Raw genomic sequence first — 14,627 nt, 5'->3', positions numbered from 1 at the left:
ACGTGCCCCAGCTCGTTGTGCTGACCGAGCAGTTGCTCGCCCCCGTCCCCGGCGGCACCGGGCGCTACACCCGTGAGCTGGCCGCGGCGCTCGCCGCGACCGCGCCAGCCGGGTGGACCGTGACCGGTGCCGTCAGCCGCCACCCCGACGTCCGGGCCGCCGTGATCCCCGGCGTCGAGGGCCCGAAGGTGCTGCCGCTGCCGCGCCGCGCGCTCATCGCGGCCTGGGAGCACGGCGTCCCGTACTGGCCCGGCGGTGACTCGGTGCACGCGCCGACCCCGCTGGCCCCGCCGAGCGGCCGGGTCGTCGTCACCGTGCACGACGCCGTGCCGTGGACCCACCCGGAAACCCTGACCGGGCGGGGTGCCGCGTGGCACCGGAAGGTGATCACCCGCGCCACCGGCAGGGCGGCGGCGATCGTCGTGCCGACCAGGACCGTCGCCGACGACCTCGCCCGGTACGCCCCCGGCCCCGCGCCGACGCACGTGATCGGCCACGGCGTCGCGAAGTGGCCGGAGGAGTCGCCGGTCGACCTGCCGGAGCGGTTCGTGCTCGCGATCGGCACCGTCGAACCGCGCAAGGGGTTGGAGACGCTCGTCACGGCGACGGCCGAAGCGGGGATTCCCCTTGTCCTGATCGGCTCTCCGGGATGGGGCGCCGTGGACGTGACCGCGCCGCACGTGCGGGTGCTCGGGCGGGTTCGGGACTCCGAACTGGTGTACGCCCTGCGCCGTGCGGCGGTGCTCGCCGTGCCCAGTCTGGCCGAGGGCTTCGGGTTGCCGCTGCTGGAGGCGATGGCGCTCGGCGTGCCCGTCGTGCACTCCGACGCGCCCGCGCTGGTGGAAGTTGCCGGCGGGGCTGGAATGGTCACGCCGCGTGGCAACGCGGGAGCGCTCACACGGGCAATCAGGTCCGTTGTGGACGATGGGACTACCGCTGCCCGCATGGTAAGCGCTGGTCTGCGCCGTGCCGAGGACTTCGGCTGGGAGAAAGCCGCGCGCGCCACCTGGGACGTGCACCTCGAAGGAGTTCGACAGCGCGTCACTTAGCCGATACGCCGCAGATCGATTGGTGGGCGGCACTACTCTCAGCCCGTGCCCATCGCCGAACCCAGCGTGCTGATCGACGCCACGGCGGTGCCCGCCGACCGCGGTGGCGTGGGCCGGTACGTCGACTCGCTGGTGGCGGCTCTGGACGCGGACGGCGCGCGGCTCAGCGTGGTCTGCCAACCGCGCGACGCGGACCTCTACACCAGGCTCGCGCGGTCCTCGCGCGTCGTCGTGGCCGCCGAGTCCGTCGCCACCCGCACCGCGCGCCTGACCTGGGAGCAGACCACGCTGCCCCGCATCGTGGCCCGCCTCGGCGTCGACGTGCTGCACTCGCCGCACTACACGATGCCGGTCGCCAACCGCGCCGCCACGGTCGTGACCCTGCACGACGCCACGTTCTTCACGGACCCGATCCTGCACTCGTCGGTCAAGGCCAGGTTCTTCCGCGGCTGGACCAGGGCGTCGCTGCGCCGGGCGGCCCTCTGCGTCGTCCCCAGCGAGGCGACCGCGGCCGAGCTGACCAGGGTCGCGGGCGCCGACCGCCGCTCCCTGCACATCGCCCAGCACGGCGTCGACAACGAGCGCTTCCACCCGCCGGCCCCCGAGGAGACCGCCGCGGTCCGCCGTTCCCTGGGCCTGGGGGACGTGCCCTACGTGGCCTTCCTCGGCGCCCTGGAACCCAGGAAGAACGTCCCGGCCCTCATCCGCGGCTTCGCCCAGGCCTGCGTGGGCCGCCCGAACCCGCCCGCGCTGGTGCTGGCGGGCCAACCCGGCTGGGACGGCCAGGTGGAACGCGCCCTCGACGTCGTCCCGCACCGCATCAGGGTCATCCGCGCCGGCTACCTCCCGTTCGAGCAGCTCGCGGGTTTCCTCGGCGGCGCGGAACTGGTCGCCTACCCCAGCCTCGGCGAGGGTTTCGGCCTGCCCGTCCTCGAAGCCATGGCCTGCGGCGCCTCGGTCCTCACCACCCGCCGCCTGAGCCTTCCCGAGGTCGGCGGCGACGCGGTCGCCTACTGCGGCGTCGGCGCGGGCGACATCGCCGCGGGCCTCGCGGAACTGCTCGACGACCCGGCCCGCCGCGCCGTCCTGTCCACCGACGCCCAGCTCCGCGCCAAGGACTTCAGCTGGTCCACCAGTGCCGCACGGCACCAGCTCGCCTACTCGCGCGCCGCGATGGTGCACCGCCGCGGCAGGTAGCAGGTGCCCGAGTGGCGGACTCGGGGTGCCCGGGTGTTCGACACGGGGTGCCCGGGTGTTCGACTCGCGGTGGGGGTGGGGAGTGGGGGCGTGCACAATGTGATCCCGTGACCGACTCCAAGCGCTACGGCGACGCCCTGGCGGCAGTCGCCGTCACCTACTCGCCGGGTGAGACCCTGGACCGCTTCCTGGACACCCTGGCCAAGGCCACGACCCTGCCGGTGCGGGTGGTCCTCGCCGACAACGGCTCCACGGACGGCGAGCCCGAGCGCGCGGCGGCCGAACGCGAAGAGGTCACCTTCCTCCCCACCGGCGGCAACCTCGGCTACGGCGGCGGCGCCAACCGCGGTGTGGCCGCGCTGCCGGACGACGTGGGCTGGGTGGTCGTCGCCAACCCCGACGTCGAATGGGGTGAGGGCTCGCTGGACGCGCTGCTCGCCGCGGCCAAGCGCTGGCCGCGGGGCGGCGCCTTCGGTCCGCTCATCCGCGAGACCACCGGCGAGGTCTACCCCTCGGCCAGGCTGCTCCCGTCGCTGGGACGGGGCCTGGGCCACGCGATCTTCGGCAAGGTCTGGCCCGCGAACCCCTGGACCCGCGAGTACCGCCAGGAGAAGGCCGCGATCACCGAGCGCCCCGCGGGCTGGTTGTCCGGTTCGTGCCTGTTGCTCCGCCGTGAGGCCTTCGACTCGGTCGACGGGTTCGACGCGCGCTACTTCATGTACTTCGAGGACGTCGACCTCGGCGACCGCATCGGCCGCGCGGGCTGGCTGAACGTGTACGTGCCGGAGGCGGAGGTCGTGCACATCGGCGGCCACGCGACCGCGAGCGCGTCCGGGCGGATGCTCGCCGCGCACCACAGCAGCGCCTACCGCTACCTGGCCGACCGCCACCGGGGCCCGCGGTGGGCCCCGGTGCTGCTCGCCGTCCGGGTCGGTCTCGGGCTGCGGTTGAAGCTCGTCACCCGTCGCCGTTGAGCCGCTGGGTCAGGCCCTGCGGTGGCGGCTTGTTGTCGCCGGACAGCCGCTGGGACAGGCTCGGCCGCCCGCCGGGAACCTGCTGGACGGTCGGCACGGAGCCGGGGTTCACCCGCTGCCCCTGCTCGGGCTGGTAGTGCTGCTGGTGCTGCGGCGCCTGCTGTTGTTGCTGGTACTGCTGCTGCGGAGCGTGCTGCGGCTGGTGTTGGGGCTGGTGTTGGGGCTGGTGCTGGGGGGCCTGCTGCTGCGGCTGCTGGGGCGGTCGTCCACCTCCCGCGGCCATCTGCGCGGAGATGATCATCGTGGACTCCGGGTCGACCTGGCGCGGGTCGACGGAGTTCACCACGGTGCGCGGGATCTGCTGGGTCGCCGACGAGTCCATCGGCGAGGTCATGTTGTCGGGCGTGACGATCTGGGCGCCACGTGCTCGTGCACGGGCCAGCAGCGCGTCGGCCCGGTCGCGGGGGTCCATTCGGATCTCTCCTGCGTTGCCTAGGGCCGGCTGGGGGTGCCGGCGTTCCCGATTTCTGACACGCGCCCGCCAGGGACCACTGCCCGTCTATCGGATGCTGTCTGCCACAGTATTCGAATTGGTCGTTGCGTGTTAGTGGAGGAGGAAAAACGGGCATGTCGGAGCTGCACGGCGTGGAAGCCGTGGTTCTGGTCGGTGGCAAGGGAACCCGACTTCGTCCTCTCACCCTGTCCGCGCCGAAGCCGATGCTGCCGACCGCCGGGGTGCCTTTCCTCGAGCACCTGCTGTCGCGCATCCGCTCCGTCGGCATCACCCACGTGGTGCTGGGGACGTCGTACAAGGCGGAGGTCTTCCAGGACTACTTCGGCGACGGGGCCGAGCTGGGACTGGAACTGGAGTACGTGGTCGAGGACGTGCCGCTCGACACCGCGGGCGCGATCCGCAACGTCGCCCACAAGCTGCGCGAACGCGACGTGATGGTGTTCAACGGCGACATCCTCTCGGGCGTCGACCTGCACGGCATCGTCGAGACGCACCGCACCTCCGAGGCGGACGTCACGCTCCACCTGGTGAAGGTCGACGACCCGCGCCGGTTCGGCTGCGTGCCGACCGACCCCGACGGCCGGGTGACGGCGTTCCTGGAGAAGACCGAGAACCCGCCGACCGACCAGATCAACGCGGGGTGCTACGTGTTCCGCCGCGAGGTCGTCCTGGGGATCCCCGAGGGCCGTCCGGTGTCCGTGGAGCGCGAGACGTTCCCCGGCCTGCTGGAGCGCGGCGCGCGGATCCAGGGCCACGTGGACGCCACCTACTGGCTCGACCTCGGCACACCGGCCGCGTTCGTCCAGGGCTCGGCGGACCTGGTGCGCGGCATCGCCCCGTCGTCGGCGCTGCCGTCGGAGCCCGGCGAGGCCATCGTCCTGGGCGGCGCGGAGGTGCACGAGGACGCGGTCCTCAGCGGCGGCACGACGATCGGCGCGAACGCGACGGTGGCCGCGGGCGCCGTCGTGGACGGCTCGGTGGTGTTCGACGGCGCCGTCATCGGCGAGGGCGCGGTCGTGCAGCGAACGGTCCTGGGCGTCGGCGCCCTGGTGCAGGCGGGCGCGGTCCTGCGCGACGCGGTGATCGGCGACGGCGCCGTCATCGGGGCGCGCTGCGAACTCATCGGCGGCGCGCGTGTGTGGCCCGACGTGGTTCTGCCCGAGGCAGGCGTACGGTTCTCAGCCGACGTGTGAGGTAGCAGTTGGCGAGGACCTGGTCACCCCCGTTCCCGCTCGACGTGGGAACGGTGCTCCGCCCGCTCCGCCGTGGAGCGGGCGATCCGACGTTCCAGCAGGACGCCGACGGTGCCGTCTGGCTGACCGCGAACACCCCGTCCGGTCCCGGCGCGCTCCGCGTCCGGCGGCCGGACGGGGTCGTCGAGGCGACGGCCTGGGGTGACGGCGCGGACTGGCTGCTGGACGGCCTCCCGGCCCTGCTGGGGGCCGAGGACGACGACTCGGCCTTCGAGTGCCACCACCCGCTCATCACCGAGTCCCGCCGCCGCTCACCGGGTCTGCGGCTCGGCTCGACCGGCCGGGTGTGGGACGTGCTCCTGCCCTCCGTGCTGGAGCAGAAGGTCACCGGCACCGAGGCCAGGCGTTCCTACCGCGAACTCTGCCGGAGGTTCGGCACGGCTCCTCCCGGCCCGGTCCCGGCGGGAATGCGCGTCGGGCCGACACCGAGGGCGATCATGGCCATTCCCGATTGGGAATGGCACAAAGCGGGCGTCGACACCTCCCGCCGCCGCGCTTTGATCGCGGCGGCCCAAGTCGCCCACCGGTTGGAAAGGGCCGTCGAACTCCGCGGGGAGGCCGGCCGGAAACTCCTGCGGCTGATTCCCGGTATCGGCGTGTGGACCGCCGCGGAAATCGCCCAACGGGCCTGGGGCGACCCCGACGCGGTCAGCTTCGGGGATTTCCACGTCCCGTCGGTCGTGGGCTGGGCGCTGGTGGGCGGGCCGCTCGACGACGACGGGATGGCCGAGGTGCTGGCGCCCTACTCGCCGCAACGGCACCGGGCCGTCCGGTACGTCGAGGCCTCCGGCTTCCGCAAGCCCAGGTTCGCCCCGAGGTTCTCACCCCGCGACTACCGCGCCATCTGACCATCGCGAGTCGAACCCCCAGACACCCCGTGTCGAACCTCCAGGCACCCCCGATCGGTGCGGGGTGTCAGCGGAGGCGCTCCAACGCCGCCTCGACCATCGGCGACAGGTCGTCCACGTTGCCCGGCAGCGAGTCCAGCGGCCACCACTGGAGGTCCACCGACTCGGCGCTGCGGACCGGCTGCGCCCCCACCGGCGCGCGCACGAGGAACCGCACGTCGAAGTGCCGCGTGGGCACCCCCAGCGAGCAGGTGATCGGGTGCACGTCCACGTGGATGGGCTGCGTCTCGATCCGCAGCCCCCGGATGCCCGACTCCTCGGTCGCCTCGCGCAGCGCCGCGCCCAGCAGGGTCTCGTCGGTGGGTTCGCAGTGCCCGCCCAGTTGCAGCCACCGCCCCACCCTCGGGTGCAGCGTGAGCAGCGTCCGCTCCCCGGTGGCGTCCAGCACCAGCGCGGACGCGGTGATGTGCCCCGGTTCGCAGGACCGCGCGCACGCGTCGTCCCGCGCGGCCAGGAACCCGAGGTAGGCCTGCCTCAGCGCCTCCTGCTCCCGGCCGACCGGCTGCCAGCCCGCCAGTACCGATACGGCGTCCGCGTGGAGCGTCACAGTGCGAGGAACCCTTCGTCGAGGTCGCGCGGAGCACGCGGGGTGAGCGGGTCGACCGGGTGGCCGACGGCCACGGCGCCGAGTGGTTCCCAGTTCGCCGGCAGGTCGAGGACCCGCCGGACCACGTCGGCGCAGAAGATGGTGGAGGAGACCCAGCACGACGCGACGCCTTCGGCGGCCAGCGCCACCAGCAGCCCCTGCACGGCCGCGCCGCCCGCGACCGTGAACATCGTCACCTCGGCGGCGGCCCGGCGTTCGTCGGGGTAGTCGTGCGCCCCTTCGCGGACCAGGAAAGGCAGCACGACCTCGGTCGCGCCGTGCAGCAGGTCGCCGCGCTTCACCCGCCGGGCGATCCGCTCGTCGTCCCACCCGTCGGCCCGCAGGTCCGACTCCCACCGCTCGCGCATCGCGGCCAGCAGCGCCTCGCGCCGCGCGGTCACGTGCGCGAACCGCACCGGCCGGGTGTGGTGCGGCGCGGGGGCGGTCAGCGCGGCCGCCACGGCCCTGCGCAGCACAGCCGGGTCGACCGGCTCGCCGGTGAACTCCCGCACGGACCGCCGGACCAGCACGGCCTCCGCGCGGCCCTGCGCGATGGCCTCCTCGGTGCCGAGCCGGAAGAGGTCGTCCTCGATCGGACGGGTCAGGTCGCGGGCCGTCGAGCCGTCGTCCACAACGGACAGTCCACGCAGGACGGCCACCGGGACGGCGCCGAGCTTGCCCTTGACGAGGTCCGCGGCCGACGCGATCTCGTCGGCGACGGCGACCTCGGTGACCACCAGCTCGTTGCCGTGGCGGTCGACCTGGCCGTGGTAGCGGTGCAGCACCGCGAGCCCGGACGAGCCGATCGCGGCGTCCGTCTGGCCGATCCGCCACGCCCGGCCCATGGTGTCGGTGACCACGACGGCGACCGCGACCCCCAGCCGCGCCAACAGGTCCGCGCGCAACGCGGCCGCGGAGGCGTCCGGGTCGACCGGCAGCAGGGCGATCTCGCCGCCCGCCACGTTCGACGCGTCGACGCCCGACGCGGCCTGCACGACGCCGAGCTTGTTCTGGGTGATGAGCGTGCGGCCCTTGCGGGCCAGCACGCGCACGGACTCGGTCCCGACCCACTCCCGGCGGACCGCGTCGCGCTCCTCCGGGTCGGTGGGCACGGCGACGAGCCGACCCTCCACTTTGGACATGACCTTGCTGGTCACCACGACCACGTCGCCGTCGCGCAGCCACGGCGCCGCCGCCGCGACGGCCGCCCCGAGGTCGTCGCCGGGGCGGAACTCGGGCAGGCCGGGGACGGGCAGCAGTTCGATGGCCCCGGACGCGGAGTGGTCGGCGGACTCAGCCAACTTCGACACCCGCCAGGTCAAGAGCGGCCCTCGCCATCTCGGCGGTCGCGTCCACGTCGGTCATCAGCAGCGGCACCGGGAGCACAGCGACGCCCTCGACGTCGGCGTGGTCGCCGGTGTGGATGAGCCAGCCGTCGAGCACGCCGTCCTCGGAGCACTTGCGCGAGCCGTAGTGCCGCCCGACGGCCTGGGCGCTGGTCTCCACGCCGATCGCGGTCAGGCAGGCGTCGGCCATCCCGCGCAGCGGCTTGCCGCCGATGATCGGGGACAGGCCGACCACGCCGGCGTCGGTCTTGCGCAGGGCGTCGCGGACGCCGGGCACGCCGAGGATCGTGCCGACGCTGACGACCGGGTTGGACGGCGCCAGCAGCACCGCGTCGGCGGTGGCGATGGCGTCCAGCACGCCGGGGCCCGCGGTGGCCTGCTCGACGCCCACGGAGGCGAACGACTCGGCGGGCAGCTCGGCGTGGTGGCGGACCCACCACTCCTGGAAGTGGATCGCCTTCTTCTCGCCGTCCTGCTCGACGACCACGTGCGTCTCGACGCGGTCGTCCGACATCGGCAGGAGGGTCACCCCCGGCTCCCAGCGGGCGCACAGCGCCTCGGTGACCGCGGAGAGGGGGTAACCCGCCCTGAGCATCCGCGAGCGCACCAGGTGCGTCGCCATGTCCCGGTCGCCGAGCCCGAACCAGGTCGGCTCGGCGCCGTAGGCGGCCAGCTCCTCCTTGACGGTCCAGGACTCGTCCTGGCGCCCCCAGCCGCGCTCGGCGTCGATCCCGCCGCCGAGCGTGTACATGCAGGTGTCCAGGTCGGGGCAGATCCGCAACCCGTGCATCCACACGTCGTCACCGGTGTTCACCACCGCGACGACCTCGTTCCCCGGAGCGGGACCCAGCAGGGCCTTCAACCCGACGAGGAACCGGGCACCGCCAACGCCACCCACCAAAACGACGACCTTCACGGGGCGCGATCCTCCCATGTGCCCGGTCGGGCTGTTTCGTCAGCGCCAGAACATGAAGTTCGACTGCCCGAAGGCCGCGAAGCCCATGTGCCCGCCGAGCAGTCCGAAGACGACCTCGGCGATGTCGAAGAACACCACCGCGACCATCGGGAACGCGAACAGCGAGGCGAACAGCACCAGCGGTGCCCACGGGCGGACCTTGGCGCCGAACTGCTGCGCGCCGTAGGGCATGAACGGCTCCCAGACGCCCCACCCGTCGAGTCCGGGGATGGGGAGGATGTTCAGGACGAAAGCGATGATCTGGAGGTAGGCGAGGTACGAAAGGGCGGACGCGAGTCCCACGGACGGGTTGAATACGGCCACCGATCCGGCGAGAAGCGCGCCGAGCGCCAAGTTGCTGATCGGACCCGCCAGCGACACCATCGACTCGACCCCCTTCGACCGCAGGGAGTGGTGGTTGATCCACACCGCACCACCCGGAAGGGGGATGCCGCCGAAGGCGAGCAGCACCAGCGGTAGCACGATGCTCAGCACTGGATCGGTGTAGTTGCGGATGTCGAGGGTCAGGTAACCCTTGCCCAGCACCGAGTAGTCTCCGCCCTTGTAGGCGACGATCGCGTGCCCGAACTCGTGCAGGCACAAGGAAACCGCCCACCCGCCGAGGATGAACAGCACGGTGCCCGTGATGAGGAGGGCTTCACCTTCGAACACGGTCAGCACCGCACCCACGACGGTGGCCGCCAACAAACCCAGGAACAGTGGACTGGGTCGCACAGCTGATCGCTTCACCCCATCAGTGTGGCTTGTCCCGCGCGGTGCGCGCGGGCGATCCCGCTGATCGCCCTTAGGCCGTTGGAGCTGCGGGCATCGCTGCGAGCACGGGACCAATCACCGTCTGTGCTGCTAGTCAAGGGTTTTGGGTCCATTCGCGGGAATATCCCCCGTCCTGTGGACTCGGCTTGACCGCCTGCTGTGACGCAGGTGTAATCACATCGGTGTCATTCGTCGTTGTGGGGACGGCGCGTGGTGTCCGCCAACCGGGGAGAGCGGAAGGCGAGGAGGCGGACGGTATGCAGGGATTCGACGGGGATCGTGTCGTGGACCGGCTGGACAGCCCGGCGCAGGAGCTGGGCGTGCTGACCGAGTTGTACGACGCGACTGATGAGCAGGACTGGCAGGAGCGCGCCCTGTGTGCGCAGACCGACCCGGAGGCGTTCTTCCCCGAGAAGGGCGGATCCACCCGCGAGGCCAAGCGCATCTGCCTTGGCTGCGAGGTGCGTTCGGAATGCCTGGAGTACGCCTTGGCGCACGACGAGCGCTTCGGCATCTGGGGCGGCCTGTCCGAACGCGAGCGGAGGAAGCTCAAGAAGCGCGCCGTGTGAAAGCTCGCCGAACCGGCCTGTCGTGAGGAATGCTCCACTGACTGGCAAGGCGGCGAGCGGCACGGGAGCGGGCACTTGGTGAGCAGTACCACTCCGGGGCTCCGGACCGCGCCGGTGTTGGCCGTGCTGGTCTGCCACGACGGGGAGCAGTGGCTCGGCACCGCGCTTTCGGCGTTGCGAAGGCAAAAACCGAGGCCTCGTCATGTAATCGCGGTCGACACCGGTTCCACCGACCGCACGTCGAGGATGCTCGCCGACGCGGCCGAAGGCCAGGACCGCGTCGTCGACGGCGTGTTGGGACTGCCGAGGGGCACCGGGTTCGGCGTGGCCGTGCACGCGGCCGTCGAGCACGCGGTGGAGCGCTGGGGCGACCCCGGCAAGTGGCTGTGGTTGCTGCACGACGACAGCGCGCCCGAACCGGACTGCCTCGCCGCGCTGCTGACCGCGGCCGACCTGTCGCCCGGCGCGGCCGTGCTCGGCCCGCTGGCTCTGGACTGGGCCGATCCCAGGCTGGTCGTCGAGGCGGGCGTGTCCACGGACTCCTCCGGCCACCGGCAGACCGGCCTCGGCCCGGCCGAACTGGACTGGAGCCGCTTCGGCTCCGGCGGCACCGCCAGGTTCGAGCAGAGCACCGAGGTGCTCGCCGTGTCGTCCGCGGGCTCCTTGATCAAGCGGCAGGCGTGGCAGGCCCTCGGAGGCTACGACCGGCGCATGCCGCTGCTGCGCGACGACATCGACTTCGGCTGGCGCGCCAACCGCGCGGGCCACCTCGTGCTGTGCGTCCCGGTGGCCCGGATGCGGCACGTCCGCGCCGCGTCGACCGGTCGGCGCAGGCTCGACGCGGTCGCCGCCCGGCCCGGCCCGCTGCTGCGCGGCGTCGACCGCGCGCACGGCCTGCGCACGTTCCTGGTCAACAGCCCGACGCCGTCGTTCCTGCTCGGTCTGCCCAGGCTCGCCGTGCTCCAGGTCCTGCGCGGCCTCGGCTTCCTCCTGCTCCGCCGGTGGTCCGACGGGCACGGCGAGTTCGGCGCCCTGCGCTACCTGCTCGGCGGCCGCGCCGGGCTGCTGGCCGCCCGCGCCGCCCGCCGCGGTGGCGGGGGCTCGGTGCGCGGGCTGTTCACCAGCCGCACGACCAGGTTCCGCAACGCCGTGCGCGCCGGTGCCTCGTACCTGGTCCGCCGCCGCGTCGAGGCCGACGTCACGCTCGGCAGGCTGCCCGAGGACGAGGGCAGGCCGAGCGGGTGGCGGCCGCCACCGTCCGAAAAGGACGTCCGGCGCAAGGTCGTGGGCCCGGACGCGCTGCCCGCGGGCGTGCTCGGCCGCGGCCACCCGGCCCGTGCCACCGGAGGTCTGCGGCGCCCGCCCGCCGCCGTGCCGGTGATCACCGGGGCGACGCTGCCGCCGACGTTGCGCCCCAGCCCGAAACCGCGCCCGTCGCCGGTCCCCAGGGACGCCCGGCCGGAGCCGGAGCTGGTGTTCGTCGAGGTCGACCGGGCCCGCGTGCTGCGGTCGCTGCTGGTCGCCCCTCCGCTGCTGCTCGTGCTGGGCCTGACGCTGTTCGCGCTGGTCGCGAACTCGGGCAGGCTCGGGTTCGACCTGTCCGGCGGCAGGCTCCTGCCCGTGCCGGGCCTCGGCGCCACGTGGGCGGAGTACCTCGCCGCGTGGCACCCGGTCTCCGGCGGCACGACCTCGCCCGCCTCCGCGTCGCTCGCGGTGCTGGGCACCCTCGGCGTGTTCCTCGGCGGCCCGTCGGCCGTGGTGGCGCTGGCGCTGCTGTTCGACGCCCCGATCGCCGCGCTGGCCGCCTACGTCGCCACCCGCCGGATGCGCGTCCGCCGCCCGGTGCGCGCGGTGGTCGCCGCCGCCTACGGCCTCCTGCCCGCCGCCACCGCCGCCGTCAGCCAGGGCCGCCTCGACGTCGTCGTCGTGCACGTCCTGGCCCCGCTGGTGTTCACCGGCGTCCTCGCCGTGCTGCGCGGCGCGGGCGGCCGGTCCTGGTTGCCTATCGTCTCCGGCACCGCGTTCGCCGCCGCCGTCATCGGCGCGTTCTCGCCACTCGTGCACATCGCCGTCGTCGTCGGCGCCCTCATCGGCTTCGTGGTCCTCCCCGGCAACCCCGGCGGGGGCCGCCGCCGCGTCGCGGGCCTGTTCGCCGTCGTCCTGCTGCCGATGGCACTGCTCCTCCCGTGGCCCGCCGTGGTCCTCCAGAACCCCGTCGTCCTCCTGCACGGCGTCGGCGCGGTCGTCGACACGCCCCCGGCGGGCCCGCTCGACCTGCTCGCCCTCCACCCCGGCGGCCCCGGCGCGCTGCCGTTCGTCGGCGCGCTGGTGCTCCTGGCCGCCCTCGGCGGTCTCGCCCTGCGCCCGAACCGCACGATGCTCCCCGGCCTCGGCGTGATCGTGCTCGGCGTCCTCACGGGAGCCGCGCTGCTCGCCGTGCCGATGTCCCCCCTGTCCGGCGGCCCCGCCCGCCACGGCTTCACCGGCGCGCCGCTCGTGCTGCTCGGCTGGGGCCTGCTCTGGGTCGTCCTGGCGGCGTGCAGGCGCGACGGCCCGCCCGCCGGCGCCCGCGTCCGCCACCTGGTGTCCCTGGCCGGTGTGCTGGCCGTGCTCGCCCTGGCCACCTCCGGACTCCTCGGCCTGCGGCAGGGCCCGCTGCGGGCGGGCGGCGACGAACTCCCGTCCACCGTGGCCCAGGAACTACCCCGCACCGGCCGGGCCGTGCTGATCCTCGGATCGGGCGGAGGACCAACCCGCCAGGTGGCAGGCCGCACGCCGCAGTTCGGCGACGACGACCTGGTCCCGACCTCCTCCAGCCCGTCCAGGCTGAACCGCTGGACCCGCGACCTCACCTCCGGCACCCGCGACACCGCCCGCCTCGCACTGGCCCAGGCCGCCACGGCGGGCGTCGCCTTCGTCGTGCTGCCGGACCCGCCGGCCGCCGACCGACTCCGCTCCACGGCCGGCGACCTCGTCGCCGACGCCCCACCGATGTCCGACGGCCGCCCGGTCCTCCGCATCCAACTCGCGGCGGGCAACGCCGTCCTGCTCTCCCCGGAACTGGCCCGCCGAGCCCGCTCGGGCGGCGACCCACCGACGGAACTGGGAATGCCCGGCATCGCCCCGGTCGAGGCAGGCCCACCGGTCGCGGGCGTCCGCGTCTCGGAGGGGCCGGAGGGTCGGGTGCTCGTGCTGGCCGCGGAGGACGAGCCCGGCTGGCGGGCCACCGTCGACGGCAGACCCGCACCCGTCTCACGGGTCTGGGGTCACCAGGTCGGCGTCTCGGTGCCGACTACGGCGAGCGAGGTCCGCGTCGAAGCAGGCGGCTCGACGCGTGAACTGCTCCTGCTGATCCAGGGTGCGGCGGCCCTGTTCACGTTGCTGACGGCGATTCCGTCGCGGGGGACCAGATGACCCGAAAGGGGGTGCCTGGGTGTTCGACACGAGGTGTCTGGGGGTTCGACACGGGGTGTCTGGGGGTTCGACTCGCGGTTATTCGCCGTCGATGACGTCGGGGTCGAGGCCGAGGTAGTTCGCGACCTGTTCGACCAGCACGTCGTGCACCAGGTCGGACAGGTCGGCGCCGTCCTTGGCCCGTGCCTCCAACGGTCGCCGGTACAGCACGATCCGCGCACGGGTCGGCACCCCGGCCTTGTCCGACACGGCGGGCATCAGCCGCGCCAACGGCACGTTGCCGTCCTCGACGACCCCGCCGTCCTCGGAGTCCGTCGGCTGCACGTCCGGCACGTCGTCCACCGCGACGTCCAGCTGCGTCAGCTCCGTCCGCCACCGCGCCTCGATCGGCTCCAGCGCTTCCAGCACCAGCGCGTCGAAGCGCTCGGCGCGGCTGCGGGCCGCCGGAAGGGTCGCCGGGTACAGCGGTCCGCGCAGGCCTCGTCCGTGCCTGTCGCGATTGCGTCGCCGCGGAGAACCCTGTCGCCGCGAACCCCGAGCCGTCACCACACCCCTGAGCCTAGTTGTCCAGGGCGGAACCCCTCCAGACGCACCCGTCGGGGGACGAAACGAGAGGTCGCTCACGCCGTTTACCGCGTGCCTCCGACACGACCGGCGGCGGACGCGCTATCGTCCCCGCCGTGCGGAGCGTGAGACGGTGCTCGCGAACCGGGTGCGCTAACCCGGCAGTCGCCACGCTCACCTATGCCTATGCGGACTCCACCGCGGTCGTCGGGCCCCTTGCCACGTACTCGGAACCGCACAGCTACGACCTGTGCGAGGAGCACGCGCTGAGGCTCACCGCCCCCCGCGGGTGGGAAGTCGTGAGGTACCAGGGTGAGTTCGCGGCGCCCGAGCCGACGGTGGACGACCTGACGGCGCTGGCCGAGGCCGTTCGCGAGGCGGGCAGGGCCGATCGGCCGCTGGAGGTGCGCGATCTCCAGCGCGACCTGCAGACCGGCAACATCCGGCGGGGCCACCTGCGCGTTCTGCCTGATCCGCACGAGGACTGAACCCCCGCGCGGCTCACCGGTAGGCTTCCGGCCGGG

14 protein-coding genes are annotated in these 14,627 nt (G+C 73.4%); 8 read left to right on the top strand and 6 right to left on the bottom strand.

Translation table 11 applies throughout. The annotated features are described in order from the left end of the window. Positions 1 to 2 precede the first annotated feature (2 nt). From RM788_RS20740 to RM788_RS20730, 3 genes are all read left to right on the top strand, one after another. A complete protein-coding gene (locus RM788_RS20740) occupies positions 3 to 1,049 on the top strand; it encodes a glycosyltransferase family 4 protein (protein ID WP_315933366.1) in 1,047 nt (348 codons plus the stop codon). Between the two features lie 66 nt (positions 1,050 to 1,115). Further along, on the top strand, positions 1,116 to 2,246 hold the full coding sequence (locus tag RM788_RS20735) for a glycosyltransferase family 4 protein (protein WP_315934693.1): 1,131 nt from the start codon (positions 1,116 to 1,118) through the stop codon (positions 2,244 to 2,246). 107 nt (positions 2,247 to 2,353) lie between these two features. After that, positions 2,354 to 3,220, top strand: coding sequence for a glycosyltransferase family 2 protein (locus RM788_RS20730; RefSeq protein WP_315933365.1), 867 nt, complete (start codon positions 2,354 to 2,356; stop codon positions 3,218 to 3,220). On the opposite strand, the gene RM788_RS20725 is transcribed toward RM788_RS20730, so the two are convergent. Continuing rightward, positions 3,204 to 3,692 (bottom strand): hypothetical protein, encoded by a 489-nt coding sequence (locus RM788_RS20725; protein WP_315933364.1) that lies wholly within the window; start codon positions 3,690 to 3,692, stop codon positions 3,204 to 3,206. The two genes, RM788_RS20730 and RM788_RS20725, sit on opposite strands and share 17 nt — an antisense overlap. Positions 3,693 to 3,847: 155 nt before the next feature. Between RM788_RS20725 and RM788_RS20720 the strand changes: the two genes are divergently transcribed. Next, a complete protein-coding gene (locus RM788_RS20720) occupies positions 3,848 to 4,927 on the top strand; it encodes a mannose-1-phosphate guanylyltransferase (protein ID WP_315933363.1) in 1,080 nt (359 codons plus the stop codon). Between the two features lie 8 nt (positions 4,928 to 4,935). After that, entirely contained in the window at positions 4,936 to 5,835 is a 900-nt protein-coding gene (locus RM788_RS20715; RefSeq protein WP_315933362.1) for a DNA-3-methyladenine glycosylase family protein, read from the top strand. A gap of 67 nt (positions 5,836 to 5,902) precedes the next feature. Here RM788_RS20715 and RM788_RS20710 read toward each other — a convergent pair whose 3' ends face one another. From RM788_RS20710 to RM788_RS20695, 4 genes are read right to left on the bottom strand one after another with little or no spacing between them, the layout of a single operon-like run. Further along, entirely contained in the window at positions 5,903 to 6,442 is a 540-nt protein-coding gene (locus RM788_RS20710) for an NUDIX hydrolase (RefSeq protein WP_315933361.1), read from the bottom strand. Next, positions 6,439 to 7,782: a coenzyme F420-0:L-glutamate ligase gene (locus tag RM788_RS20705; protein ID WP_315933360.1), complete on the bottom strand. Its 1,344-nt coding sequence runs from the start codon at positions 7,780 to 7,782 to the stop codon at positions 6,439 to 6,441. The genes RM788_RS20710 and RM788_RS20705 overlap by 4 nt, the downstream gene beginning before the upstream one ends. Beyond that, the gene (cofD, locus tag RM788_RS20700; protein WP_315933359.1) at positions 7,775 to 8,743 is read right to left on the bottom strand and encodes a 2-phospho-L-lactate transferase; all 969 of its coding nucleotides are present in this window, start codon (positions 8,741 to 8,743) and stop codon (positions 7,775 to 7,777) included. The genes RM788_RS20705 and cofD overlap by 8 nt, the downstream gene beginning before the upstream one ends. 39 nt (positions 8,744 to 8,782) lie before the next feature. After that, the gene (locus RM788_RS20695; RefSeq protein ID WP_315933358.1) at positions 8,783 to 9,532 is read right to left on the bottom strand and encodes a site-2 protease family protein; all 750 of its coding nucleotides are present in this window, start codon (positions 9,530 to 9,532) and stop codon (positions 8,783 to 8,785) included. Between the two features lie 281 nt (positions 9,533 to 9,813). On the opposite strand from RM788_RS20695, the gene RM788_RS20690 reads away from it, so the two are divergent. After that, positions 9,814 to 10,125: a WhiB family transcriptional regulator gene (locus RM788_RS20690; protein ID WP_106187357.1), complete on the top strand. Its 312-nt coding sequence runs from the start codon at positions 9,814 to 9,816 to the stop codon at positions 10,123 to 10,125. Positions 10,126 to 10,200: 75 nt separating this feature from the next. Continuing rightward, on the top strand, positions 10,201 to 13,539 hold the full coding sequence (locus RM788_RS20685; RefSeq protein WP_399344220.1) for a glycosyltransferase: 3,339 nt from the start codon (positions 10,201 to 10,203) through the stop codon (positions 13,537 to 13,539). 78 nt (positions 13,540 to 13,617) lie between these two features. On the opposite strand, the gene RM788_RS20680 is transcribed toward RM788_RS20685, so the two are convergent. Further along, a complete protein-coding gene (locus RM788_RS20680) occupies positions 13,618 to 14,088 on the bottom strand; it encodes a metallopeptidase family protein (RefSeq protein ID WP_315933356.1) in 471 nt (156 codons plus the stop codon). A gap of 131 nt (positions 14,089 to 14,219) precedes the next feature. On the opposite strand from RM788_RS20680, the gene RM788_RS20675 reads away from it, so the two are divergent. Next, the gene (locus RM788_RS20675) at positions 14,220 to 14,591 is read left to right on the top strand and encodes a DUF3499 domain-containing protein (protein WP_106187360.1); all 372 of its coding nucleotides are present in this window, start codon (positions 14,220 to 14,222) and stop codon (positions 14,589 to 14,591) included. The last annotated feature ends 36 nt before the right edge of the window (positions 14,592 to 14,627 follow it).

The organism is Umezawaea sp. Da 62-37 (genome assembly GCF_032460545.1).
GTDB lineage: Bacteria > Actinomycetota > Actinomycetes > Mycobacteriales > Pseudonocardiaceae > Umezawaea.
Note: the sequence above shows the minus strand (reverse complement) of the source record. Positions and strands in the feature narration are given on the sequence as shown.

Bases quoted from the DNA above. Each gene is read 5' to 3' on its own strand.
- RM788_RS20725 (WP_315933364.1), bottom strand. From the start codon at position 3,692: ATGGACCCCCGCGACCGGGCCGACGCGCTGCTGGCCCGTGCACGAGCA.
- RM788_RS20720 (WP_315933363.1), top strand. From the start codon at position 3,848: ATGTCGGAGCTGCACGGCGTGGAAGCCGTGGTTCTGGTCGGTGGCAAG.
- RM788_RS20690 (WP_106187357.1), top strand. From the start codon at position 9,814: ATGCAGGGATTCGACGGGGATCGTGTCGTGGACCGGCTGGACAGCCCG.